The sequence below is a fragment of the Paenibacillus sp. LRG-1 genome (assembly GCF_057220305.1).
This window is the reverse complement of record NZ_CM170126.1, coordinates 5707254-5730988: the sequence shown is the minus strand read 5'-3', so window position 1 is coordinate 5730988 and position 23735 is coordinate 5707254. Positions and strand designations below refer to the sequence as shown.

Sequence of the window (23735 nt, the reverse complement as noted above, 5' to 3'; positions counted from 1 at the left end):
GCCCATGCGTACCATTTTGCCGTTGAATGACCAATGGTTTTATCTTCCTGAATATGTCGAGAGCGAAGTAAGCGCAGGCATTGATGCAAGTCGGTATGAGCCAATTCAGCTGCCGCACACCAATGTAGAGCTTCCGTATAATTATTTTGACGACAAGGCATTTCAGTTTATTTCTACGTATAAAAGAGAGTTGAACATTCCGGCAGATGCCAAAGGTAAGCGAGTGTATGTTGATTTTGAAGGAGTCATGACCTATGCCCAGGTATTTCTAAACGGGGTAAAAGCGGGGGAGCATAAAGGTGGATATACACCGTTCAGCGTTGAATTGACCGAACTTGCCGAATATGGCGGCCCCAATGTGCTCACGGTCATTGTCGATTCCACGGAACGGGACGACATCCCTCCCTTTGGGGCAGTCATTGACTATCTGACCTATGGCGGTATTTACCGCGAAGTACAGCTGCGAATAGTGGAGCCTGTACATCTCGGAACGGTATTCGTCCAAACACCGGAGCCGCTTGCGGCAAATAAGGCGGTGCGCGTGGTCGTGGAGCTGGAGGGCATCAGCGATCAGCAGGACGACTTGACGGTCGCGCTGCAATTGCTGGACGGAGCGAGCGTGAAGGCGGAGACTGAGCTGGCAGCGGTGACGGCGGCGGAAGTAACGCTGGAGCTGAAAGAGCTGGGCGGCCTGCAACTTTGGGATATAGATGATCCCAAGCTATATGAAGCGAAGCTGACGCTGCTACGAAGCGGAGAAGAGTTGGATCAGGTGACCGTGCGCTTTGGCTTCCGCGAGGCCGAATTTCAGCCGGACGGTTTTTACTTGAACGGGCGGAAGATCAAGCTACTCGGCTTGAACCGTCACCAGTCCTATCCGTACGTTGGCTATGCTATGCCTAAAAGAGCGCAGCGTCGTGATGCAGATGTGCTCAAGGAGGAGCTGGGGCTGAATATGGTACGGACATCCCACTACCCTCAGTCCCGTCATTTTCTAGACCGTTGTGATGAGATCGGATTGCTCGTTTTCGAAGAGATTCCGGGTTGGCAGCACATTGGCGGTGAAGCGTGGAAGGAGCAGGCGGTGAGGGACGTAGAGGACATGATTGTCCGTGATCGTAATCATCCCTCCATTGTAATCTGGGGGGTACGAATTAATGAGTCGCAGGATGACCATGATCTGTACACGCGTACCAATGAGCTAGCACGAAAGCTAGATCCGACCCGTGCTACGGGTGGTGTGCGTTATATTGTAGGCAGTGAGCTATTGGAAGATGTATATACGATAAATGATTTTGTTCATGATGGTGGGCACAAAAAATATTTGGCGAAGGAAATTCGCAATTTTGATACGTATGACGATACAGAAGGCGTAGATGGCGAAACGACAGGCTTGCGCCAGCCGTCTCTCGTTACAAAGCTGGATCATCCGGTCCCTTATCTGGTAACGGAATATAACGGGCATATGTACCCGACCAAGCGTTTTGACCAGGAGGAACGGGTAATGGAGCATGCACTGCGCCATACGCGGGTCCAAAATGCTTCTTATGCCGATGAGGGCATTGCCGGGGCGATTGGTTGGTGTGCTTTTGACTATAACACGCATGCTGATTTTGGTTCCGGTGATAAAATCTGCTACCACGGTGTCATGGATATGTTCCGCCTGCCTAAATTTGCAGCAAGTGTGTACCGGAGCCAGAAGAACGTCGAACAGGAAATCGTTATGGAGCCGGTCACTTACTGGTCGCGTGGCGAGCGGAATATCGGGGGCATCGTGCCGCTGGTCGTGTTCACCAATTGTGATGAGGTGGAGTTCATATACGCTCATGAGCGCAAAGGTGTTTATCGTCCGAACCGAGAGAAGTACCCGGCGCTTCCTCATCCCCCTGTCGTGATCGACGAGCTGACAGGCCACTGGGGCATGAAGTGGGAAGACGCTGTATTCATTGGATACGTAGATGGGCAAGAAGTGACCCGCAAATACTATTCACGTAATCCGGTGCCGACAGAGCTGCGGGTAGCTGCAGATGATATGGTGCTGGAAGTTGGCGATTGGGACGTAACCCGAGTAGTAGTGGATGCGCTGGACGAATACGGCAACGTCTTGCCGTTCTATGCAGATCCAGTTTCGGTGGAGGTCGAAGGGGTGGGTGAATTGATCGGTCCTTCAAGCTTATCCCTAATTGGTGGACGCATTGCATTCTGGATTCGTACGAAGGGGGAGGCTGGACAAATTCGTGTGAAGGTTTCTGCGCCTTCCCGTTTCGGTCCGCAGGAATTGAGCATTCACGTGCAATAAGGGAGCAAAGGCAACATACAATCCTACTAGCCGCTTGTATACCGTTTGAGACTTCCATTATTTAAAAAAAGGAGTTGTCCGCAGATTCTGAAAGGGATCTGAGAGGGCAACTCCTCTTTGGCATAGCTTAGGGTATGTTAATCTATGAGTCTTTTAAATTGTGTCTTATTACTGAGTCACTTAACGTTACGCTCATAGATTGGAAGCATAGAATACACTATCAAACGCAAGGGAGGTGAGTTTTATGGCGATCCTTTTACCTTCGCAAATCTACAATCTCGCTGCGGGTGTGGGTAAATCCTTTTTTGAAAATTTGAAAGGCGGTAATAATGCTACAATTACCGTGAATAACACGGGTGCCAATCCGGTGGATCTGGTTGTTACACGTGTCAATGCTCCCGTGATCACGTATGTTATCCCGGCAGCCAATAGTCTGACGTTAGAAGTGGCTTTGTTGCTGGTAGCTGCTCTCCAAGCTACTCCAGCTGGAGCTGTGACAGGCACCATCCAAATTGCTACGGCTGATTTTTAACCTGTAACGACCTGACCCTCTAACTCTAGCTTTGCCGTATGGCAAGGTTAGAGTTTTTTTTGTTTGAAATTTTCTGAAACTTTTTTCATATTGTGCCGATATATACATATAGCATAGCAAACAACAACATCGAAAAGGAGTACCCTGTATGAGCTTTAGCAATCCAGTTTTACGTGATGACATCTTTTTGCGCGAAGATGAAAGAGAAGCTAGTGAACAACGCATGACCATCGGAGGAACGGTGAACAAAACGTTGCTTCTGCTGGTTCTGCTCATCGTCTCTGGCAGCATTACCTGGTACATGACCTACGAGGGAACCGTAGAGGTGCTATCCTTGCTGACGGCAGGCTTTATTGGTATGGCAGGCGTAGCACTTGCGATATCCTTTTTTCCAAAAACCGCTCCGTTACTCTCTCCTGTATATGCGATTCTGAGTGGTTTTGCTTTGGGTGGCGTTTCAGCCTTTATGGAGTATGAGTACCCTGGAATTGTAGCCAATGCCATTTTGCTGACCGTGGGTATTTTGTTCTTAATGCTCTTTATGTACACACAGCGAATCATCAAGGTGACACGCGGCTTTATCTCATTCGTTGTCCTGTGTACGATGGCGATTTTTCTGGTGACGCTAGTTGATTTTATTTTGAACTTTTTCGGTATGAATGTTCCGTATATCCATGAAACGGGTTGGCTGGGTATTGGTATTAGTTTATTTATCGTGATCATTGCGGCTTTGAATCTGCTGGTTGATTTCAATTTTATTGAAGAGCAAGCAGATCAAGGTGCACCCAAATATATGGAATGGTATGGTGCTTTTGCATTGCTGGTGACTCTAGTATGGCTGTATGTACGGATTTTGGATCTGTTGGCCAAGTTCAGTAAGAGGGACTAAGTGCAGGGTGAGAAGAAAAGGATGGCTGAATGCCGTCCTTTTTTGTATTAAATAGACGGTTTAAAAATTGCATTTTACGTTAAATACATAGAAGTTGGGTAAAACATAAAGACAGACAGGAGAGGAGTGAGTGTATGTATCAAGTGGTGCTGGTTAGGCATGGAGAAAGCGTGTATAACCGACAAAACCTGTTTACGGGCTGGACGGACGTGGACCTGACTGAACAAGGGACTCATGAGGCCATTGAGGCGGGACGTATTCTCAAGGAGGCTGGATATACGTTTGATTTGGCATTTGCCTCTGTGCTAAAACGATCTATCCGCACGCTGTATCACATCTTGGATGAGCTGGATCATCTGTGGATACCTGTGCAGAAGTCATGGAAGCTGAATGAACGCCATTACGGTGCTCTTCAAGGGCTTAGCAAGCTGGATTCCGCCGTGCAATACGGCGAGGAGCAGGTTCATATCTGGCGGCGTAGCCTAACAGTGCGGCCACCCATGCTGGATGAGAAGGACGAGCGGAGTCCGCATCGGGAAGAGCGTTATCGCAATATTAAGCCAGAAGAGCTGCCGCTTGGGGAAAGTCTGGAGGACACAGTGCATCGGGTCGGTGAGTTTTGGAAGCAGCGGATTGTACCTTTGATTCTCAAAAAGGATCGAGTTATCATTTCTGCACATGGTAACACTTTGCGGGCCTTAATCAAGTATATGGAGAATCTGGACGAAACCGCATTGCTGGATTTGAATATTCCCACAGGCATTCCCCTGGTGTACGAGCTGGATGAGCATATAGATCCCATACGGCGCTTTTATCTCGGTGATCCGAGTCATGTAGAGGCTAAGAAGCAGGCTGTGGCCAACCAAAGTAAGGTAACGGAGTGACTTTCCATACACAAAGAGGACAGGGCGCTTCCTCGCATCCTGTCCTCTTTGTGTTGGGTATAGATTAAGCGTTCGCTTCTTCTTCTGTTTCCTGGCTGTCTTCCTCTGCGGGAAGTGCCCACACCGATACACTGCCGGCACGAACGGGAAATATGCCGTAGCCATCCTGCTCAATCTTTACGGTATGATCGTGACGCCCGGTCAAATCTATCCATTCTTCCGCTGCATGTTGTTTGCCTACGAACATGCGCTTTTCTCCGTCATTTGCGTTGGTGATCACCACAGCACATCCGGAGCCTTCCAGCTCAGGCACGCCTTGACGAACCCATCCAATCGTATGGGGATCATCGAAATAATCTTTTTGCTCACCATAAGCTTTATGGTATCGGGCATATAGAAGCGGGTCTAGCTCAGCCTGCTTGCCTTTGACGGGCGTTTGTCCCTGGATGCCGTAGTAATCGCCATAGAATACGCAGGGATAACCGTCCTTGCGCAGCAAGATAAGTGCATAGGCGCTGGGCTTGAACCAGTCCTCCACCCAGGATTCAAGCGCTTCATGCGGCTGGGAATCATGATTATCGACAAAAGTAACCGAGTTCAGGGGATGGGTATGAACAAGCGTATCCTCGAAAATGGTGCTTAAATCGAAATCCTTGCCACCCAAGGAAGCGCTATGTAGTTTGTAGTGGAGGGATACGTCAAATAGGTCGATTTTATAATCAATGGTATCCAGGAACTTTTGACACGATTCCAGATCCGGTTTCCAAAACTCGCCTACCATATAAAAATCCTGTCCGCGTTTTTTAATCATTTCTGTAGCAAACTCTCGTACAAATTCATGATTAATATGCTTGATTGCATCCAGACGGAATCCGTTGCATTGCAGAGTATCTACCAGCCATTTGCCCCAGCGGATCATCTCTTTGCGCACATCCTGATGATTATAATCAATATTGGCGAACATTAAATAATCATAATTGCCGAATTCATCATCTACATTTTCGCTCCAGCTTTTATTTTTACCTAAAATACGATAGATTCCTGTCCGGTCCTGGCTTGCATCGTAATCGGTTCCGTTAAAATGTTCAAAGTTCCATTGAAATGTGGAATACTGACCTTGACGGCCGGGGAACGTAAATTTAGTCCAGCCCTCGATATCAAAGGGCTCGGAAATGACCTCATTGCGGTTATCCGGATTGACCTCGACGACCTTGAACACTTCGGTTTCATCCGCGCCAGCCTTATGGTTCATAACCAGATCGACATAGACGGCCACACCGTGGCGAACGCAGGCGGCAACAGCCTCCAGCAGGTCTTCCCTGGTTCCGTATTTGGTGCGCACCGCACCTTTTTGGTCAAATTCGCCCAGATCATAAAGGTCATAGACGCCGTATCCCGTATCCTCGGGCGATTGGCCTTTGGTGACAGGTGGAATCCATATCGCGTCAATTCCTTTGGCCTTCAGTTCCGGTGCCAGGCGGGTAAGCTTCTTCCAGTGAGAACCGTCAGCTTCGACATTCCACTCGAAAAATTGCATCATCGTATGGTTCCTTTTCATGTGCGTCCCTCCTTCATATATAACAAGTTACCCACCAAGTGAGGGGGGCTAAACGTCAGACGGTCAATATGATGCTGAATGAAGAACAAGGATCGCTGTATAACGTATGCTAAATCATTAAAATTTGTTATACCTAAGTGTTCCCAACGACTCGGTAGCTAGAAAAGGGAACGTGAAAACGGTAAAATGAATCTAACTTAACAATAGTTCGGGTTTTGGTGAAAACCGTAAAGCACAAGCAACAGAGGAAAGGAGGGGTGGACGTGACAGAACCGCAGCAGAACAAGGATGAAGCGAGCAAACCGCTGATTAAAAAATGTACGTATTGTCAGGAAATGAAACCTTTAACGGACTTTCAGCGCAGAACGGGTCGCCGGGCTGGTCCTTATTCACGGCGTGGTCCTTGCCGTTCCTGCCGAGGGTTGGCCCCGGCCCCGCAAGAACGTGCGGCTACGTCCGCTCCTTCCGGCGAGGAAACGAACCCCTCGGCTGCTCCCGTGACGCAGCATAGCCTTGAAGCAAATACGGCTGCGCACAGCCTGGAGGCGCCACTACCTATGGAGGCACAACGCCCCCGCAGGAAGCTGGTCACGGATAAAGCGCGTGAGCGCCACCGGCAACGGGTTCGGCATCTGCTTAGCAGGCTGAAGCCTGCGGATACCCGGGCATTGCGGCTCAATCGCAATGGCATGATTCGGCTAAGAGGCAAAACCGACCAGGGGAGACGCTGGCATCAAGAGATTGAGCTTGATCTGGCCATGACCCTGGTCAGAGAGCGTATGGCGGTGATTGTTAATCCATACACCGTGCGCAGACTGTATAGCAACAAGGAATTTCGTCAATATGTGCTTAAGCGTGACCGCTATACTTGCTTTTTTTGCGGAGACTACGGTGACACGATTGATCATTTACTGCCTCGGGCAAAAGGGGGGCACACGACGCCGGTCAATTGTGTATGTGCTTGCAATGAATGCAATCAAGTTAAGGCTGCCCGCGATGTAGATGAGTTCATTGAATCTGGTGTGCCGCAGCCGTCTCCTGATGATTTCGAAGCACCTGATAATCCTGATACTTCTGAAGACACCCTACGTACGTAGGGCGATTCTTGGAGCGTAGGTCCCTTAGTACAGTTCTACTTCAAAGCCGGATTCCTTCCAGGCTGTTGTTCCGCCTTCGATAAAAGCTACATTGGTAAAGCCCATCTGCTGGAGTGTATAAGCTGCCAATGCAGCTTGTCCGCCTGCCCCACAAGTGGTGATAATCGGGCGGTTGCGGTCACGTAGACGTTCGTCACGCAAATCCTGTGGAACCTCCAAGTCAGCGCGGATGGGCAGCATGCCCAATGAAATATTGGCGCTTCCGCGAATCAGACCGCAAGCGCCTGCATCATGGGAGTCCTGTACATCGATAACGAATGTATCAGGATTTGCCTCCATTCGCTGACGTGCCTCCTGTGAATCAATGCCTTGAACGTGCTGTCTCGCCTCTTGAACCATATCTCCAAATGTTTTAGCCATCGTTTTAAACCTCCGTATGAATATATTTTGTGTTATTTTCATATTATCGAACTGAAACGTACGCTCTCTATTACCCTCCTCTAGCATAAAATGACCCTTTTTTTAAGGGAAACTTGGACAAAAATCGAGCTTATTCTAATTTTTATCTAAAATAACAATAAAAATTTTGCAGAAATTTGTGCAAATTTAAAATTTCTTCGACGATTGTGTTGTGAAAGGTGTAATATAGAGGTATAGGGTTCCGTTTCGGCCTGTTGTAGTCACGAAGGAGCGCTTCGTGGGATATTCCGCAGCAGTAACAACAGAATACCGTCTGAGCAATATACAATTGGCATCTGCGATAAATCAGTCTTGCCCTTTAGGGTATAGGCCGGTTTTAGCTGTGCTTCTTGCATGTTTAAGGGCGTGAATTCAATGCACGTTTTATTGCTAGAGTTTATGGATACAGGTTACGAGAAAGGAATGGACTTCTATTTTCACAGTAAAGGAGGACGTTCACGCATGTCTGAAAACCAACAAGAGGTGGCAGTAACACAAGAAGCTACCAAAGAGTCTCGGGATGTATTGGACCAATTGATGAAACCGGAGGTTCAGCAATCGCTGACCGTGCTGGTAGAAAATCTGCCCAAGTTGACTGAGATGGTTACTTTGATGACCGATGCTTATGATGTAGCTCGCAGTCTGGCGACTGACCCTGTCTTTATCGGAGATATGAAAAGCTCCATGGGAGAGTTTGTGAAGCCTGTTACAGATTCGGCTAAAGGATTGGCTTCTGCTGCAATTGAAGCAAATGACCGTGTACAAACTACGGACGGCAGCGTAGGTCTGTTTGGCCTGCTCAAAATGCTTAAAGATCCGAATGTACAAAAAACGCTGCGTTTCAGCCAGGCTTTCCTGGATATTCTGAATGAGCGCCAACGCGAAAGCAAATAATTACCTGATCAAGAACGGAGGATGGACATGTCGAAGCAAATTTTGATCTTGGGCGGCGGATACGGCGGATTGCTGGCCGCTCTTACAGCACGCCAGCATATGGACGCTAGCCAAGCAACCATTACAGTGGTTAACCGCTTTGCGTCGCACCAAATTATTACGGAACTGCACCGTTTGGCGGCAGGTACAATTGCTGAAAAAGCTGTTGCGCTTCCTTTGGAAAAACTGCTGCGTAACAAGGAAATTATCCTGAAAGTGGATACTGTTTCCGAAATCAAGCCTGACGATAAAAAAGTAACCTTGGCCAGTGGCGCTACGTTGAGCTATGACGCTCTCGTTATTTCCCTGGGCAGTGAAACGGCTTACTTCGGTATTCCAGGACTGCAAGAGCATAGCTTCACGCTGAAATCAGTGGCAGAAGCCAATCGCATTCGCGCACATGTGGAAGCTCGTCTGGATGCTTACAAGCAATCCGGTAACCAAGCGGACGCTACAATCGTTATCGGTGGTGGCGGTCTGACTGGCGTTGAGCTGGTGGGCGAATATGCTGACAAATTGCCTGCAATTTGTCGCGAAAAAGGTATTAACTACGAAGATATCAACTTGTATTGCGTAGAAGCTGGACCATCTATTTTGGCAGGCTTCCCTCAACCACTGGTTGATCGTGCAGTAACAAGCCTTGAAAAACGTGGCGTTCAAATCGTAGCGGGTGTTCCGATTACAGAAATGAAAGCTGACGAAGTTCTCTTGAAAGACGGACGTTCGATCAAAACGAACACACTGATCTGGACAGGCGGCGTACAAGGTAATGCACTGGTTGGCGCATCTGGTATCGAAGTAAACCGTGGTCGCGCAACTGTGAATGGTGCGCTGCAATCGACTTCTCACGAAGACATCTTCCTCGCTGGCGACAGTGCAGTGGTGTTCCCGAGTGAAGGCGAGCGTCCATACCCACCAACTGCACAGTTGGCTTGGCAAATGGGCGAATTAGTTGGTTACAACATCTTCGCTTATTTCAACGGAGCGAAAATGGAACGCTTTACACCAGTATTCTCCGGTACACTGGGCAGCTTGGGCAGAACAGACGCGATTGGTACTGTAGGCGCGAATGGCACCCAACTGAAAGGCGCTGTAGCCACTTTGATGAAGGAAGGCAGTAACATCCGTTACTTGTCCCACATCAAAGGACTTTTTGCATTGGCCTATTAATATTTCTTACATTTTATATGGTTCATTGGAAGAGAGCGCTATTCAGCGCTCTCTTTTTTGTAGCTTTTCTTTTCGACACTAGCGATACTCACGATTCATTAGTCTTAATTCACTTTCATCTTCGCTAACTCTGCCACCTGTGCAGGAGGGAGCTCACCTTCAAATATATTCAGCTCATCAATAGATCCTTTGAACGCAGGGTCCCACCAGTTGACACCTAAGCTGAATGTTCCAGATTTAGAGGTAAAGACATCTGGAAATCCTGAGCCGGTAAATTGAATCTTTCCATTCACATACAAGGCTAACATTCCACGATCTACAGTGAAGGCGAGATGTGTCCATTCATTTGTTTTGATCTTTAGGCCGGTACTGCCAGTATACCAAGGTGAGCTGCCGGACCAGACCATTGTGTTATCCTTCTCAGGTCCTCTGGGCAAAAGGCTAATCCAGTGATTACTATCCATAGCTCCAAAGAAAGTTGGTGTATGAACAGTCAATTCGCTTGGTTTTACCCACAGTGACACGGAATATGCTGAGCTGGATATGAGTCCTTCAGGCAGAGCAATGCCCGACTTTCCATCAAGGACTACAGCTTGGCCTCTTACGCCTTCAGCGTAGGACACACTCCCTCCCTGGCGATCGATTCGGTCACCGATAACTTCGCCATTAGCAAAAGCATCTTGCTGATCCTCCAGATTATTTTCAAACGTGTATGACGCAGTCAATGTTGCCTTCTCATAAGGGGATACCGTGATGTTAAAAATTTTGTCCCGACTACGTTCTCCCTTGGTAATGGTAGCTGTCAAAGTGGCAGATGCAGCCTTTTCTCCGATTCCTGGACGCTTGATTTCACCTGTATCCGTAATGACGCTTTGGTCTGAAGTTTTCCAGGTAATCCGGGATTGCCGACTGCCTTCCTTCGGAAGATTCAGGCTAGCCGTCACCCGACTTGTATCGCCAAGATCTAATTCACGATACACACTGTCCACTACTGTCGTATCGGTCATATCAGGGAGCTTACTGCCCCAAGCCATCTCACCTTTATTCGATAAAACTGTAAACGCCAGGATGTATTGATTCGTAACCTGATCCCATTGTCTTAAGAACACCCCATCCAATACAGCACCATCCAGTGTTAATTGGATATTCGAATCCCCCGACTTGCGCCATGTTCCTTGCACATCGCCTTCAATGGTATGATCTGCTTTAAGCTGAATGAATTGCGTATTCTTGATCGTAGCCGAAGAATCACTGCCATGATTAATATATTGATAATCGCCAATGAATTGTTTCTCATCTAGCTTTGTAAGCGTCTCGCCACCGTAACGATAAGGAGCTACGACTGGCCAGTCCTCCTGATTCATGAACATTTGGTGTACACGCAGCTCATGTGTCTCCCCCTGATGAGGGAATCGGGTATGAAAGACGACAAACATTTGTCCAGTAGCAGGATCGGTGTATACAGAATTGTGTCCAGGGGAAACATAGCCGTAGCCAGTGCCTGTACCGGGGTCACCTATTTTACTATCGAACAAGAAATTACCTATTAACTTGTTGCCATAAGTTATATTTTTGGTATTTGCTGGCAAAACAGCATTCTGTCCTTTGGCATCTTTATAAGGTCCTGTCGGACTCTTGGAACGGAATAACCTCATGTTATACCCCCCGTCCGCTGCAAGACCGCCGTAGGTTACATACAAATAGTAATAACCCGTCTCCTGGTTGTATTCAATATACGGACCTTCCCCTGACTCACCGTATCCACCTGCGATCTTGGTGCCAAAATAACGATCAATGAGCCGACCGTCTTCTGTAGTTCCATCTTGACCTGGGTACATGGGTTTGCCAGTTGCTTTATCCAGCTCCAGTAAAAATATTCCCCCGGACCATGATCCATACGTCATCCACAAGCGACCGTTTGCATCGTAAAAAACGCTTGCATCGATTGCATTTGGGAACATCCGATTCGCATAAGAACCATCGGTATTAAACCATCCCGGTCTGGGCCCCTCAAGCTTGCCTTCCTTAATAAGTTGTTGAATCGGCGTATTTGTCCATTTTTTATCTACCTTGCTATCTTTATCGAAAGCAGTATCCTTCGTAAAACCAGTGTGTATAATGGTATCCACATATTGATATGGACCCTCGATTTTGGGTGCAACTGCAATGCCGATCGCGGAACGAATGTAGGTGGAAGATACACTATAATAAATCATATATGCCCCTTTTGTCCCATCCTCATTGACATAATGCTCATTCCAAAATACATCGGGCGCCCATACTGAGAATCCTCCCTTACTATCCGCATCATTCTCACCCGCCCAAGCGAAAGATCCGGCCAGATTCTTCGATAAATCCCCGTAAAGTGTGTTCCCAGGCGTAGTGTAACCGTTTGCAAAAGAAGTCCAGTTTGTAAGATCTTTTGACTTCGCCGCAGAGATATGTGACCCAAATACATAATAAGTGTCCCCGTCTTTGACAATGGAAGGGTCATGAACCGATACATTAGAGAAGGTTGGCGCATCCTGCTTATTGTTCTGATCTGGCACCGTTACCGCCGCGTCTATTGCACCTAATGGTGCGCTTGCGATTGCTAATAATAATGTTAGTGTTATTGCAATACTTTTCCTGACTTTACGTTTAACAAAACTTCTCATCATACACATTTGCCCCTTTCTAAATTGGAATACAGTGATATATTCTGCTTTCATTGCTAAATACCTTTCTATTTATAAATATTATTAATGTATTTATGAATTATATGGCTATAAGGAGGGTCTCGGCATCCAAGCGACTTTGACGGCACTGCTCCATACTCTCTTTTTGATACGTAGTTGATCCTTCTATACACTATGATATGTAAAATACTATGCTCTCTTTTTAGGTAAAATTTATAAATTATGGTTGACGTTATATATTTGTGGAGGTATGCTAGTTTCGAAAAATAACTAGGAGGTTTGTGTATGTTTAGGAAAAATAAGTTTATTGGCATGGGATTAGCAACTATCCTCATGTGTTCCGCATTCTCGGGAAGCTTCGCTTATGCGGAAGCTAAGTCCACTACGTACGATGCTGCATTTTTTCAAAATCTCAAACAGCGGGCCATTGTCCATGAACTTCAAGAACACCAGATTGTCGTTAATCCGAAAGCATCTATTACTGAACTACTGAACACGGCCGATAGTACATCACTAAAGAGTAAAAATAATAGTGATCTACAACAAAATCTGGAGAAGCTTAACAAGTCGGAATACATATATCTTACGCTCGATGGAGAAGTATACAGCTCAGAAAAAGGATATGTAGGCATGGCAGATAAAGTTGAATCAAAAGAGGATAATGTAACGGATGCTACTTATTCAGAGACAACCTCTTTGAGTGAATCAGGCAATAAACATGATTTTTCCATATCAAGTAAAAATAATCCCACTCCATGGCAAGTGAGCGGAGGGACGACTGGGGCCTTTTCAAGAGTTCAATTGGATTATGATGGCTTTGATGGGGTCAATGCACGTGTGATTTTGCCAACCGTTAGGGATCTAGGAGCAAACGAACAGCCATGGGTGTATTACGGTTTTGATGCGAAGAATGGGAAGAAAGTTGAGGGGGGATTTTCCTTCCAAACGGGCCAAAAAAGATACTTGGGATACATTAAAAATGGAGTTTATAAATATTCTACAGATTCGTGGGTAAATGGGGAGGGATATAATTCAGTTAAATTTTATATTGATAATAGTACCTATAACGCTTATTTGTTAGCCTACTACAATCAAATCGTCGTTATGCAAACCTCTTTTAATTCCTCGGACCTATCGTCTATGTCTGTTAAGAGAGTGACGGCAATAGCGAAAGAAAACTTTGATGGCAGTAATATTTATGGAAATGCTATCGGTGGAGACTTTTCAGATTTGGTAGTCTCAAAGTTCAATTCGGATTATTATTATCCATGGGATAACTATCGGGATTACTCTTTTTGGGATGGAAGTCAGTGGTTCGGTACGATTGATTGGCCCACCGATTATATTACTCATTTTGACACAAGTGTGTGGATCAGAAATCCAAACCGATAAGAACAATTAGTTAAACAATGGCTCAAGCTAAAATATACTGAATAGCATCTGTCATTTCCTTTGTTGTTGGGTGGGACTTACAACAATGTGGCTTGGCAGATGTTTTTCCATGTTAAGCTTACTCAACTGGACTCCTCCACCATAATTTTGGTTTTGAGCCTAAACAAAATGATTAGGAGGGCATTATGAAAATCAGGTTATTAATCGGTATTATGATTGTACTAAGTTTTGCTACTACAAACTCGAATTTGGCATCGGCTCAAGATCATACCCCCATACACTTGAAGGTCAATGATCATTACGTTTTATACACCTTCCCTGCATCCCCCTTTGTGGATAAGAAGGGAAGACTGCTTATACCGCTCCAAGTGGCTGAGGATATACTGGGCGGTAAAGTAACTTATAATGCAGCGAACAAAACCGCTTCTGTTGATCTGTTAGACCGTAATGTAACGGCAACGATTGGATCACCCGATATATCGGTTAACGGCGAACCCATGACAATGGATACAGTCCCTATCATGCTAAGTAATGCAATGTTTTTACCGGTATCCATTTTGTTGAAAGATACAGATGCGAAGATGGAGTGGGATTCCAAGCGTGGCTTATTGAAGCTAAGGCATGATAGCTTTACGGAAAGTCCAGTTCTTATGAGGTTTAAGGGACAAGACTTGGCCCAAGTCATTGATGCGAATGCATTTGATCTTATTTCCTTTGACTGGGATCAAAGGCAAGGTGTATTGAATATTCATGCTACGTATAAGAGTGACTTATCGCCCGCCTTCAAGCAAATTGACTTTAATCCTATGATTGTATATAGCAAAGGGACCTATACTGTAGATCCTTATTCTAAACCCGGTTCATTTCACAAAGTGAAAATAACCAGCCACGGTCATTTGGTTTATACAATGAATATCGATACAATTGACGCAGATAATGATTATATAAAATATATCACTTCCGTAGGCAGGCTGATTCAATAATTGAATGCAGGTTGCTTGTACATCAAAAAAAAGCGACAAAGGCTTTGTAGCCTTTGTCGCTTTTTTTGAAAAAAGTGCGATTTAGAACGAAGTTATCGTGTTGCTGTTTTCGCTAGACTTAATTTTACCCACTACTCGAGATACCGAGTTTCTGTTTTTAAGCTCATAAAGAACATTCTCTATAAGAGAGTTTCTTTGCGCATTAGTAAGTGTATTGTTCCAAGCGTCAGTCTTTACATATACATCCACGCTAGCTTCACTGCTGTCGCCTCTTACTGTGAAATCAAAGCCAACGCCAGCGTAATTGCCATATCTATTAACCAAATCGCGTTGAATCGTACTTGCATCCAAGGAAGAAGCTACATCCTTCAAAGTAACATCGCCTCTGCTGTTGGTTGTGAAGGTCGCCATTTTATCTCTATTACTGGAGTTTTTAACCGTACCCTCTACATCGGCATCTTTATACTCTTTCAAAATATCTTCCACGATGTCCTCCAGGAAGCTTTCCTTTCTGCTGTCAGATAGCTCAGTCCATCTGGATTTTGTCATTTCGATGGTCACCGTAATATCGTTTTTGTTACCATCCAGAGTGATATCCGAGTTGGTATTGTAGTCATCCCTGTGATCATCGTTCAGCTTCTTTTGAAGATCCTTCAAGGAGCTAGAGCTATTTTTGCTTGCTTCATCTTTTAGCGTCTGGTTGTCTTTTTGCAATTGAGCAATGGTAGCGTCCTTCGTCGTGTTCGCTGCTTTCGCTGTGTTGAGCTCTTGAGTCAGCGTCGTAATCTGGTTGTTCAACGCCGTAACTGTAGACTGATCAATCGGAACGCCGTTGTCGGCAATGACTACGCGTTTGTTTGTACCATCCCATGTTACCTTTTTATCCAAAGCTGTACCTGCCAGCTTCAGTGGGATATACGTTACGCCATCCAGCAGGAACGGTTCTGTTTTGGCATCATAAGGAACCTCGGTTCCGTTGTAGATGATTTTGATATTGTTATATACTGCTTGGATCGGCTTAGTCACTTGTGCGGCATATGTGGATTGGCTGAAAAGAGCCCCGGATATGGCCAAGGCGGATACGGCAGTGATGATGACAGGTTTTTTGATAGATTTCAGTGATTTCATTCGTTGGTCTACCCCTTTATTTAAGAATTATAGCCTGGTTCATAGACTAGAGTAACATTAATGCCTACAAAATCCAACAGGTTGGAGAGTCATTATGGGTTGTGCTTATATTGGTTAGACGCAACAGCAACCGTAAAAGTTGCCCTGTTTGCGCAAAAGTTTTTCCAAAAGTATCCGAACAACACAAAACAAGCCCGCTGCACAAGACAGCGAGACTTGTTGGTAAAACAGTGCGTCGAGGTTATCCATTCAGGATTATTTGCCGTCCTTCAGTTTGCCTGCTGTTTCCTGAAGATGGCCTTTGGCCTTATCCAGTTTACCTTCGGCTTGAAGGGACTTATTATTGGTAGCGTTCCCGATTTGGTCCTTGATTTCACCTTTGGCTTTGTTCACATTACCTTTGATTTTATCGCTAGTTCCGTTATCCTTCATGTTGGAGCCCTCCTTATGTGATCGAACTTTCATTCAGCATGCTGTAGTTAGTCATTACCCGAGCGAGGGTAATACGAAACCAGAGGCTGTATATCACAGACGGGGGTATAATGTTGGATACGGGTTAAATCAGAACGTGAAGTGGGGAGTGAGCGCATGCTCAAAATTTTATTGTTTATTCTTGTTATTCAAATTATTTACGTATCGGCGTATACACTGCGCATGATTCTGACGCTGAAAGGACAGAAGTACATTGCTGCGCTCATTAGCACCGTGGAAGTTACGGTCTATGTGTTGGGCTTGAATGTTGTGCTTAAGTACCTGGATCAAGTGGCAAGTCTTGCAGTATATGCCATTGGCTATGCATTGGGCATTCTTATTGGAGCATGGATTGAGGAAAAAATAGCGCTTGGTTATGTCACCGTTAAGGTGATCAGTAATGAGATCAATGGAGGAATTGCCAATGCGCTGCGGGACAAAGGATACGGTGTTACAGCCTGGCTGGGCAGTGGACGTGATGGAGAGCGCCTGGTGATGGAAATTTTGGCTAAACGTAAAAACCAGAATAAGCTGTATCAGTCCATTCTGGAGCTGGATCCTAAGGCTTTTGTCATTACGGTAGAGCCGAAGCAATTTCATGGCGGCTTCTGGACCAAGGCTATCCGTAAATAAACATTTTGGTAAATTGCGCATATTTTTTGGACGTTAGAGCATATTAATACCCGGACAGGTGGAAATTAACAGTAAGCCGACAGGGGATATTACCCTATAAAAACCGAGGGGGGATATAGATGTACAGACGCCAGGCCCCGGAAATCATTCCAGAGGAAAATACGGCTATTTGGTCGTGTACAAACGAGGGTTGCAACGGTTGGATGCGAACGGATTTCACCTTTTTAAACGAGCCAGCTTGTCCACTTTGCCAAGCCTCGATGGGGCAAGAAATGCGGATGCTGCCGATTCTCAATCGGGCGGGCAATTCCTTTGTCGCCCAGCGCTCCTAGTCCAGGATTTTGCAAAATCTACAATTGAATGTGAGTACGATGATCACACTGCAGAATTTATGAACGTCAAAAGCCGCTCCAGCGACATGCTGAGCGGCTTTTGGTTGTGGAAATTAGAGTAGGGGTGACCTGTCCCCAAGTAAGGTATGCATTGATCATGGTCTCTGGATGGGCTGCACGGAATCACGATATACAATATGTCCCTGCACCAGGACTCGACCAAAGCGGCTACCGGGATGGCTTATTTTTTTCATCATCGAATCAATCGCGGTACGTGCCATCTGCTCGATGTCTACTCCGACCGTGGTCAGTTGCGGAACAATAAGAGTGGCGTATACATCGTTGTCAAAGCCGACCACAGAGCAGTCTTCAGGTACGCGGTATCCCAGACCAATGAGCTTATGCACCAGATTGTGAGCGACCTGATCGCAGTTACATACAAAGGCAGTTGGTAGCGGCTGAGGAAGCTCCATTTCAACATAAGTACCTTCGTCGTCCCGGTCACTGAGCACCCACTCGTTACGGAGGGGCAACCTGTGCTCCAGCAAGGATTTATAGTAGCCGAGGAAACGATCCTGAATACTACTGGTGGAATAGATATTACCCACATATGCAATATCCCGGTGTCCCTGGGCGATCAAATAGTTGGTCAGCTCGTAGGCTCCGTAAAAATTATCCGTCACCACGGAGTCGATATCGGCATGCTCATCATAAAAATCGAGAAACATTTTGGGCAGGTCCATGGTTTGTACAAGCTCAATATATGGCTTGCTCACTTGGCCCAGGAGAATGAAGCCGTCCACCTTGCGGTCGTAATAGATACGTGGCAGATTAAGCTGTTCTTCGTCTTCGCGATGGAGGATGTGAAGGATGCCGTAGTAGCCGTATGGCTCCAGTGCCCGTGAAATTTGCTGGTAGATGTGCAGATAAAACGATTGGCCGGGGCCGGTAAAACGTTCAGGGATGACAACACCAATGTTATAGGTGAGGCCCTCCTTCATGGACTTGGCAACGGTATTGAAACGATAACCCATTTCTCCTGCGAGCGTCTTAATACGCTCTTTTAGCTCCTCGCTAACCCCATCCTTGTCATTGAGCGCCTTCGACACGGTCACGCTGCTTACTCCCAGCTTATCTGCAATATCCCGCATCGTTACGTTGCTCTTCATTCCTGTTCCGCCTTCCAATTTTAAAAAGATAAGCATTTTGCCTAATCCAGAGAATGGATGCAAAATGCTGGGGAATATATCAGTAGCTTAGCCGCCTGTAAAAATCCAAAAGACTTAGCAGGGTTGCTGTCCTGTAAAGATACAAAGACTGGCAGCATGGCTGCCCATAGAACAACTATTAGCCTGCGGGTAACAGTTGTTCTATGGATAGTATACATGGTTCCGCAAGCAGGATAAAGCCTGCGGCTTATGTCCGCTGGGAAGGACGGGAGTGTGCTTGCAATAGCGCTTCATTGTGATGAATTAGCTCACGACGAACAGCGGCGCTGCTGAGAGAGCGCAACGGGTCGGATGGTGTATTGAAGGTGTAGTCCTCCAGTCGAGCGATGGTGGTCGTCGCTACGTGGATACGGGTATCACTGGATGCGTAGTAAATAAAGACTTCATCTTGTTCGTTAACGACTGCCCCATTGCAAAAAATAACATTCGAAACGTCGCCCACGCGTTCCTCATCATAAGGAGCCAGAAAGTGCCCGCCGGGCTTGGCGATGACGCGCGTAGGGTCTTCCAGACTGGTGGCAAAGGTATACAGCACATACCGCAACCCAGCGGCCGTATTGCGTACCCCGTGAGCGATATGAATCCAGCCGCGACTGGTTTTGATCGGGGCAGGGCCCTGACCATTCTTGGCTTCGTACACCGTATGATAACAACGCTCATCAATGACGGTTTCGTGTTCAATCACGGGTTGTGTAATATCTTTGCACAGGCCGAAGGCGATGCCTCCGCCTGAACCGGTGGAAATAAACCCGTCCTGGGGACGAGTATAGAAGGCATATTGACCGTCCACAAATTCAGGGTGCAGGACAACGTTGCGCTGCTGTGGGGATTGGGTAGTGATGTTGGGAAGCCGGGTCCATGTACGAAGATCACGAGTACGGACCAGTCCGGCCTGAGCGACAGCACTGGAGGTATCGTGAGGTGGTGCGTCAGGGTCTTTTTTCTCTGAGCAATAAATACCGTAAATCCAGCCGTCCTCATGCTTCACCAGCCGCATATCGTACATATTTGTTTCTTCTGGGTCGATATCCTCCCATACTAGGGGGGCGTCAATGAATCGAAATTGATCAATGCCGTTATCGCTCTCTGCTAAAGCGAAAAATGATTTTCGATCCAGTCCCTCGGTACGCGAAACAAGAATGTATTTTCCTTCATGATAGATTGCCCCTGGATTCAATGCCGCATTTACACCCAGCCGCTCCATGAAAAAGGGATTAGTTTGCGCATCCAGATCAAACCGCCAGTGAAGTGGAACATGATGGCGTGTGAGCACTGGATAGAGGTAGCGTTCGTAGATACCATTATAAAAGGTAGCTTTAACCTCATTGGGGCGTGTAATCAGTTCCTCTTGCTGCAACCGCAGCTCATTGTATTTGCTATGGATCATTGGTTTTCCATCCTTTCTAGCATTTCTATGCAAAATCGGCTGTTGTGATAAGGGCACTTCCAGGGTCCTGCAATCTCTCTCGCATCAGGCTTACCATCCGCTTGAACTGACCAGAACCATTCGCCTCCGGGGCGCGGATCGATGATATATTGCCGGGTATAGGACCATAGATTTTTCACAATTTGCAAAAAACGTTCGTCTTTTGTACGTTGAAACGCATTGTAAAAACCAACCATCCCCTCGGCCTGTACCCACCAGATACGTGAGGTGTCTACTCGCTCTCCTTCCCGCTCATTGATGAGCGATCCGTCTGGCTGAACAGCGCGCTCTGCTACCGCATTGGCAATATCCATCACCATATCCACGTATTCTGACGGGTAATAACCCAGCACACTCATAGCGTCCTCAATCAACCAGCTGGCTTCGATGTCGTGACCATATGAGGTCAGGTCAAGCAGAGAGCGCCATTCACGGTCGAAGAATACCCCCAATCGTCGGGCAGAAGCATCGTAAACACGATGATATAAAATATCCAGTACGTTCGTCAGCGCATTTCGAACCTCTTCATTTGGCCAGACGCGCAGCAATTGGGTATACGCCTCCAAAACATGAATATGCGTATTCATGGTGATATGCGCGGTAACCCCATTTTCGCTGAGTAGCTCATTAGGCTGCGTGTTCCACAAGCGGTCATATTGTTCGCCGTATGCCTGTCGGGTGCGATCATATCCTTTTTGCTCCAGCAGATGGAACAGCTCCATAGCTAGTGGTAATGCATTCGGGTCGTCTGTGGCACGTGCATACTCTGCTATCGCATAGATCGCAAATGCCTGCGCGTATACATGCTTGCACGTGTCCACGGGTTGCCCGGTGTAGTCCACCATCCAGTACATTCCTCCATGTAATGGATCAAGCAGGTGATTCCGCAGGAATGTGAATGCATGTCGTGCGGCTTCTGCATAGGTATTTTCCCCTGTTACACGGGCAGCCGCCGAGAATGACCAGAGTAGCCGTGCAGTGGCAATCCCGCCTTTGTCGGCTTGGTTATGAGTGTGCAGATCCACGTCCACCTCGCCGTAAAACCCACCGTGTGTCTCATCCTTCAGTCCAAGCCAGAATGGGAGTATGTGCTCCTTCCATTCCTGTCTAATTTCGTCCAGTAATGTTTCCAAGAGACAAAGCCTCCTTCGGAAAATGAATTATTAGGTTATCGTTAACTTTACAGGATTATCATATCTAGCCGTTTGTAAACTGTCAACCATGCTAAATTGGTGTTTTTTTATAAGATGTGACCCATTCCACTTTACAAAAAGAATATTACAATTGACATAGTAAGCGCTAACATAATAAAATGATTTTGTTACTTTAACGATAACCTTATTCGAAAACAACAGGAGGAGTCGTCTCATGAAGTTGTCCAAGGTTTTGATGTCATTACTATCCGTGGTTTTGTTAGCGGGGCTGTTTACTGGCTGTACCTCAAAGAAGGATGAGCCAGCTGCCAGCTCTGATCCGAAGGGTGTGGAAGGTGAAATTACGGTTATCACACAGCGGACTGATATTGTGGATACCGTATTTCAGGATTACGCCAAGGAATTTAACAAACTTTATCCGAACGTGAAGGTCAATTTTCAGGCATTGGCCGATTATGAGGGTCAAATTAAAATCCGTATGGGGACCAGGGATTATGGAGATGTTTTGCTGATTCCTGGCAGTATTCCAGTTGAAGAGCTGCCCAATTTTTTCGAGCCACTGGGTACTTATGAGGAGATGAAAAACAAGTATACCGGCCTTGAAGAACGTACGGTGGATCATAACAGTTACGGTATTCCGATTGCGATGGTTTACTCTGGTGTGATTTATAACAAAAAGGTGTTCAAGGACGCAGGAATCACGCAGCTTCCCAAAACACCGGACCAATTCCTGACAGCGTTACAGCAGATTAAGGACAAAACCAAGGCAGTGCCGCTGTTTACGAACTATGCCTCTGGTTGGGCACTGACCCAGTGGGAGTCTAGTCTGGCAACATTGGCGGGTACGAAGGAATATGTGAATGTCACACAACCGAATACAGATGACAATTTCACGAAGGGCCAGCCCCACTATGAACTGTATAAGGTCCTGTACGATGCGGCTAAAAAAGGCCTGATTGAAAAAGATCCAACGACTACAGATTGGGAAACCTCCAAGGCGGATCTCGCTCAAGGCAAAATCGGTACGATGGTGCTTGGCTCTTGGGCGATTGACCAGATCAAAAGCACAGCTTCTAACAAGGATGATATCGGTTTTATGCCTTTCCCGACGAATGCCTCCAAGGTACTTGTGCCTCTGGCTGGTGATTTTAACCTCGGTATTAACGTAAACAGTGAAAATAAACCGGCGGCCCGTGCCTGGGTGGATTGGTTTACCGAAAAGTCCAACTATGCCGTAGAGCAGGCAGGTAGCATTAGTCCGCTGAAGGGTGCCCCAATGCCTAGCATTTTGAAGCAATACGAAGATCAGGGAGTCGTTTTTGAAACGCTTACTCCGTCTCCAAAAGGACAGGAAGGGATTGTCGATAAAATCGACAAAAAGGGAGAAATCGGCTTGTGGCAGCCTGACTTCAAAAAACGCATTATTGAGGCAGCAGTCGGTAACCGCCCGGAATCGTATGACACCATTATGAAGGATCTGAACGACGCATGGGTGAAGGCGCGTGCTGAAGTGGCTGCAAAGGAAGCAAAATAACCATCTGAACTGACGAAAAGAAAGGATCGACGTAGCAGTCGATGGACGGATAGCCAGGAGGTGCAGCATGTTAAAATTTTCGAATCTCAGCTACTCCAAACAAAGATTGGCGATTATTGTTGCCTTTTCAATTATTCCGCTAGCGCTGCTGATCACTTTTGCGTACTTGCCAGTGATCAATATGTTTAAGTACAGCTTTTCGGACTGGAACGGCTATAGTAAGCGTCTGGAATATGTGGGCTTTGAAAACTATATCAAAATCTTTACCGACCCCGAGTATTTCTCGGTGTTTAAAGTCAGTCTGTATTACTTTGTAGCCACGTTTGTACAGATGGGGCTGGCCCTTTATTTTGCAACCATTCTCAGCTTTCAAACCTGGTTTAAAAATTTCTTTAAAGGCGTTTTGTTTTTTCCTTCCCTGATGAACGGGGTAGCTATTGGTTTTATTTTTCTATTTTTTTTTAAGCCAGACGGTACCCTTGATACACTGCTTCAGGCGATGGGGCTGGGTTCGTATATCAAGCTGTGGCTGGGCAACCCGGAGATTATCAATATTTCGCTGGCTGGCACGTCGATCTGGAGATACATGGGCTTTAACTTTATCGTGTTTCTCGGTGCGATTTCCTCCATATCCAGTGATCTGTATGAGGCGTCTGATATAGACGGGGCTAACCGTTGGCATCAATTCCGCTCTATTATTTTGCCGAGTATCAAGCGGATTTTGCAATTGAATCTCATCTTGGCGATTAGCGGGGCGATCAGTGCGTTCGACATCCCGTATATTATGACCGGTGGCTCCAACGGCAGTGAAACATTCGTCATTCAGACGCTTGATGTGGCATTCAAATACAGCAAGGTCGGTTTGGCCTCAGCGATGGCGGTCGTTCTGCTGCTGATCGTGATTGCTGTTACGCTGCTTCAACGGTTGCTAATTCGGGGAGAGGAGGACTAATC

The 23735-nt window shown here is 46.5% G+C and carries 21 protein-coding genes; 13 read left to right on the top strand and 8 right to left on the bottom strand.

Going from position 1 to position 23735, the window contains the following annotated elements; all coding sequences use genetic code 11:
- Window positions 1–4: 4 nt before the first annotated feature.
- The 4 genes from ACUUJN_RS25425 (at window position 5) to gpmA (ending at window position 4604) form a co-directional block, all read left to right on the top strand.
- Window positions 5–2299 (top strand): glycoside hydrolase family 2 protein, encoded by a 2295-nt coding sequence (locus ACUUJN_RS25425; protein WP_023990902.1) that lies wholly within the window; start codon window positions 5–7, stop codon window positions 2297–2299.
- Between the two features lie 244 nt (window positions 2300–2543).
- Window positions 2544–2831, top strand: a complete 288-nt coding sequence (locus ACUUJN_RS25420) for a hypothetical protein (protein ID WP_023990901.1) — start codon at window positions 2544–2546, stop codon at window positions 2829–2831.
- A gap of 148 nt (window positions 2832–2979) precedes the next feature.
- Window positions 2980–3720, top strand: coding sequence for a Bax inhibitor-1/YccA family protein (locus ACUUJN_RS25415; RefSeq protein WP_023990900.1), 741 nt, complete (start codon window positions 2980–2982; stop codon window positions 3718–3720).
- Window positions 3721–3854: 134 nt separating this feature from the next.
- The gene (gene gpmA, locus ACUUJN_RS25410; protein ID WP_025721385.1) at window positions 3855–4604 is read left to right on the top strand and encodes a 2,3-diphosphoglycerate-dependent phosphoglycerate mutase; all 750 of its coding nucleotides are present in this window, start codon (window positions 3855–3857) and stop codon (window positions 4602–4604) included.
- 64 nt (window positions 4605–4668) lie between these two features.
- Here the strand turns inward: gpmA and ACUUJN_RS25405 are convergent, their stop codons facing one another.
- Window positions 4669–6162 carry an alpha-amylase gene (locus ACUUJN_RS25405; protein ID WP_023990898.1) on the bottom strand — a complete coding sequence of 498 codons (1494 nt, stop codon included), beginning with the start codon at window positions 6160–6162 and terminating at the stop codon, window positions 4669–4671.
- 263 nt (window positions 6163–6425) lie between these two features.
- On the opposite strand from ACUUJN_RS25405, the gene ACUUJN_RS25400 reads away from it, so the two are divergent.
- The gene (locus ACUUJN_RS25400) at window positions 6426–7259 is read left to right on the top strand and encodes an HNH endonuclease (protein ID WP_068939086.1); all 834 of its coding nucleotides are present in this window, start codon (window positions 6426–6428) and stop codon (window positions 7257–7259) included.
- 24 nt (window positions 7260–7283) lie between these two features.
- Here ACUUJN_RS25400 and ACUUJN_RS25395 read toward each other — a convergent pair whose 3' ends face one another.
- A complete protein-coding gene (locus tag ACUUJN_RS25395) occupies window positions 7284–7679 on the bottom strand; it encodes a rhodanese-like domain-containing protein (protein WP_023990896.1) in 396 nt (131 codons plus the stop codon).
- A 501-nt stretch (window positions 7680–8180) separates the two neighbouring features.
- Between ACUUJN_RS25395 and ACUUJN_RS25390 the strand changes: the two genes are divergently transcribed.
- Together ACUUJN_RS25390 and ACUUJN_RS25385 are read left to right on the top strand one after the other, a co-directional pair.
- Window positions 8181–8612: a DUF1641 domain-containing protein gene (locus ACUUJN_RS25390; protein ID WP_013312528.1), complete on the top strand. Its 432-nt coding sequence runs from the start codon at window positions 8181–8183 to the stop codon at window positions 8610–8612.
- A 27-nt stretch (window positions 8613–8639) separates the two neighbouring features.
- Window positions 8640–9821, top strand: a complete 1182-nt coding sequence (locus ACUUJN_RS25385; RefSeq protein WP_023990895.1) for an NAD(P)/FAD-dependent oxidoreductase — start codon at window positions 8640–8642, stop codon at window positions 9819–9821.
- Between the two features lie 104 nt (window positions 9822–9925).
- Here the strand turns inward: ACUUJN_RS25385 and ACUUJN_RS25380 are convergent, their stop codons facing one another.
- A complete protein-coding gene (locus ACUUJN_RS25380) occupies window positions 9926–12481 on the bottom strand; it encodes a LamG-like jellyroll fold domain-containing protein (RefSeq protein WP_484669055.1) in 2556 nt (851 codons plus the stop codon).
- 303 nt (window positions 12482–12784) lie between these two features.
- On the opposite strand from ACUUJN_RS25380, the gene ACUUJN_RS25375 reads away from it, so the two are divergent.
- The gene (locus tag ACUUJN_RS25375) at window positions 12785–13891 is read left to right on the top strand and encodes a hypothetical protein (RefSeq protein ID WP_484669054.1); all 1107 of its coding nucleotides are present in this window, start codon (window positions 12785–12787) and stop codon (window positions 13889–13891) included.
- Window positions 13892–14076: 185 nt separating this feature from the next.
- Complete coding sequence (locus ACUUJN_RS25370; protein WP_209940628.1) at window positions 14077–14874, top strand: copper amine oxidase N-terminal domain-containing protein; 798 nt, start codon at window positions 14077–14079, stop codon at window positions 14872–14874.
- Between the two features lie 81 nt (window positions 14875–14955).
- On the opposite strand, the gene ACUUJN_RS25365 is transcribed toward ACUUJN_RS25370, so the two are convergent.
- Window positions 14956–16002, bottom strand: a complete 1047-nt coding sequence (locus ACUUJN_RS25365) for a stalk domain-containing protein (protein ID WP_069290637.1) — start codon at window positions 16000–16002, stop codon at window positions 14956–14958.
- A gap of 255 nt (window positions 16003–16257) precedes the next feature.
- Entirely contained in the window at window positions 16258–16434 is a 177-nt protein-coding gene (locus tag ACUUJN_RS25360; protein ID WP_339201124.1) for a CsbD family protein, read from the bottom strand.
- A gap of 156 nt (window positions 16435–16590) precedes the next feature.
- On the opposite strand from ACUUJN_RS25360, the gene ACUUJN_RS25355 reads away from it, so the two are divergent.
- Window positions 16591–17106 carry a DUF2179 domain-containing protein gene (locus tag ACUUJN_RS25355; protein WP_023990890.1) on the top strand — a complete coding sequence of 172 codons (516 nt, stop codon included), beginning with the start codon at window positions 16591–16593 and terminating at the stop codon, window positions 17104–17106.
- 119 nt (window positions 17107–17225) lie between these two features.
- Window positions 17226–17438, top strand: coding sequence for a cold-shock protein (locus ACUUJN_RS25350; protein WP_023990889.1), 213 nt, complete (start codon window positions 17226–17228; stop codon window positions 17436–17438).
- Window positions 17439–17593: 155 nt separating this feature from the next.
- Here ACUUJN_RS25350 and ACUUJN_RS25345 read toward each other — a convergent pair whose 3' ends face one another.
- From ACUUJN_RS25345 to ACUUJN_RS25335, 3 genes are all read right to left on the bottom strand, one after another.
- Window positions 17594–18607, bottom strand: coding sequence for a substrate-binding domain-containing protein (locus tag ACUUJN_RS25345; protein WP_023990888.1), 1014 nt, complete (start codon window positions 18605–18607; stop codon window positions 17594–17596).
- Window positions 18608–18854: 247 nt separating this feature from the next.
- Window positions 18855–20054 (bottom strand): glycoside hydrolase family 130 protein, encoded by a 1200-nt coding sequence (locus ACUUJN_RS25340; RefSeq protein ID WP_023990887.1) that lies wholly within the window; start codon window positions 20052–20054, stop codon window positions 18855–18857.
- Window positions 20051–21226, bottom strand: a complete 1176-nt coding sequence (locus tag ACUUJN_RS25335) for an AGE family epimerase/isomerase (RefSeq protein WP_071558074.1) — start codon at window positions 21224–21226, stop codon at window positions 20051–20053. Before ACUUJN_RS25335 ends, ACUUJN_RS25340 begins: the two co-directional genes overlap by 4 nt.
- A gap of 235 nt (window positions 21227–21461) precedes the next feature.
- On the opposite strand from ACUUJN_RS25335, the gene ACUUJN_RS25330 reads away from it, so the two are divergent.
- Both ACUUJN_RS25330 and ACUUJN_RS25325 read left to right on the top strand, forming a co-directional pair.
- Complete coding sequence (locus ACUUJN_RS25330; protein ID WP_235306645.1) at window positions 21462–22781, top strand: ABC transporter substrate-binding protein; 1320 nt, start codon at window positions 21462–21464, stop codon at window positions 22779–22781.
- A 67-nt stretch (window positions 22782–22848) separates the two neighbouring features.
- Window positions 22849–23733 carry a carbohydrate ABC transporter permease gene (locus ACUUJN_RS25325; protein ID WP_484669053.1) on the top strand — a complete coding sequence of 295 codons (885 nt, stop codon included), beginning with the start codon at window positions 22849–22851 and terminating at the stop codon, window positions 23731–23733.
- The last annotated feature ends 2 nt before the right edge of the window (window positions 23734–23735 follow it).

Excerpts from the sequence above, each read along its gene's own strand:
- ACUUJN_RS25340 (WP_023990887.1), bottom strand. The coding sequence starts at position 20,054 with ATGATCCATAGCAAATACAATGAGCTGCGGTTGCAGCAAGAGGAACTG.
- ACUUJN_RS25395 (WP_023990896.1), bottom strand. The coding sequence starts at position 7,679 with ATGGCTAAAACATTTGGAGATATGGTTCAAGAGGCGAGACAGCACGTT.
- ACUUJN_RS25425 (WP_023990902.1), top strand. The coding sequence starts at position 5 with ATGCGTACCATTTTGCCGTTGAATGACCAATGGTTTTATCTTCCTGAA.
- ACUUJN_RS25380 (WP_484669055.1), bottom strand. The coding sequence starts at position 12,481 with ATGATGAGAAGTTTTGTTAAACGTAAAGTCAGGAAAAGTATTGCAATA.
- ACUUJN_RS25345 (WP_023990888.1), bottom strand. The coding sequence starts at position 18,607 with ATGAAGAGCAACGTAACGATGCGGGATATTGCAGATAAGCTGGGAGTA.
- ACUUJN_RS25360 (WP_339201124.1), bottom strand. The coding sequence starts at position 16,434 with ATGAAGGATAACGGAACTAGCGATAAAATCAAAGGTAATGTGAACAAA.
- ACUUJN_RS25365 (WP_069290637.1), bottom strand. The coding sequence starts at position 16,002 with ATGAAATCACTGAAATCTATCAAAAAACCTGTCATCATCACTGCCGTA.
- ACUUJN_RS25390 (WP_013312528.1), top strand. The coding sequence starts at position 8,181 with ATGTCTGAAAACCAACAAGAGGTGGCAGTAACACAAGAAGCTACCAAA.
- ACUUJN_RS25350 (WP_023990889.1), top strand. The coding sequence starts at position 17,226 with ATGTACAGACGCCAGGCCCCGGAAATCATTCCAGAGGAAAATACGGCT.
- ACUUJN_RS25415 (WP_023990900.1), top strand. The coding sequence starts at position 2,980 with ATGAGCTTTAGCAATCCAGTTTTACGTGATGACATCTTTTTGCGCGAA.
- ACUUJN_RS25370 (WP_209940628.1), top strand. The coding sequence starts at position 14,077 with ATGAAAATCAGGTTATTAATCGGTATTATGATTGTACTAAGTTTTGCT.
- ACUUJN_RS25385 (WP_023990895.1), top strand. The coding sequence starts at position 8,640 with ATGTCGAAGCAAATTTTGATCTTGGGCGGCGGATACGGCGGATTGCTG.
- ACUUJN_RS25375 (WP_484669054.1), top strand. The coding sequence starts at position 12,785 with ATGTTTAGGAAAAATAAGTTTATTGGCATGGGATTAGCAACTATCCTC.
- gpmA (WP_025721385.1), top strand. The coding sequence starts at position 3,855 with ATGTATCAAGTGGTGCTGGTTAGGCATGGAGAAAGCGTGTATAACCGA.
- ACUUJN_RS25355 (WP_023990890.1), top strand. The coding sequence starts at position 16,591 with ATGCTCAAAATTTTATTGTTTATTCTTGTTATTCAAATTATTTACGTA.
- ACUUJN_RS25420 (WP_023990901.1), top strand. The coding sequence starts at position 2,544 with ATGGCGATCCTTTTACCTTCGCAAATCTACAATCTCGCTGCGGGTGTG.
- ACUUJN_RS25325 (WP_484669053.1), top strand. The coding sequence starts at position 22,849 with ATGTTAAAATTTTCGAATCTCAGCTACTCCAAACAAAGATTGGCGATT.
- ACUUJN_RS25405 (WP_023990898.1), bottom strand. The coding sequence starts at position 6,162 with ATGAAAAGGAACCATACGATGATGCAATTTTTCGAGTGGAATGTCGAA.
- ACUUJN_RS25330 (WP_235306645.1), top strand. The coding sequence starts at position 21,462 with ATGAAGTTGTCCAAGGTTTTGATGTCATTACTATCCGTGGTTTTGTTA.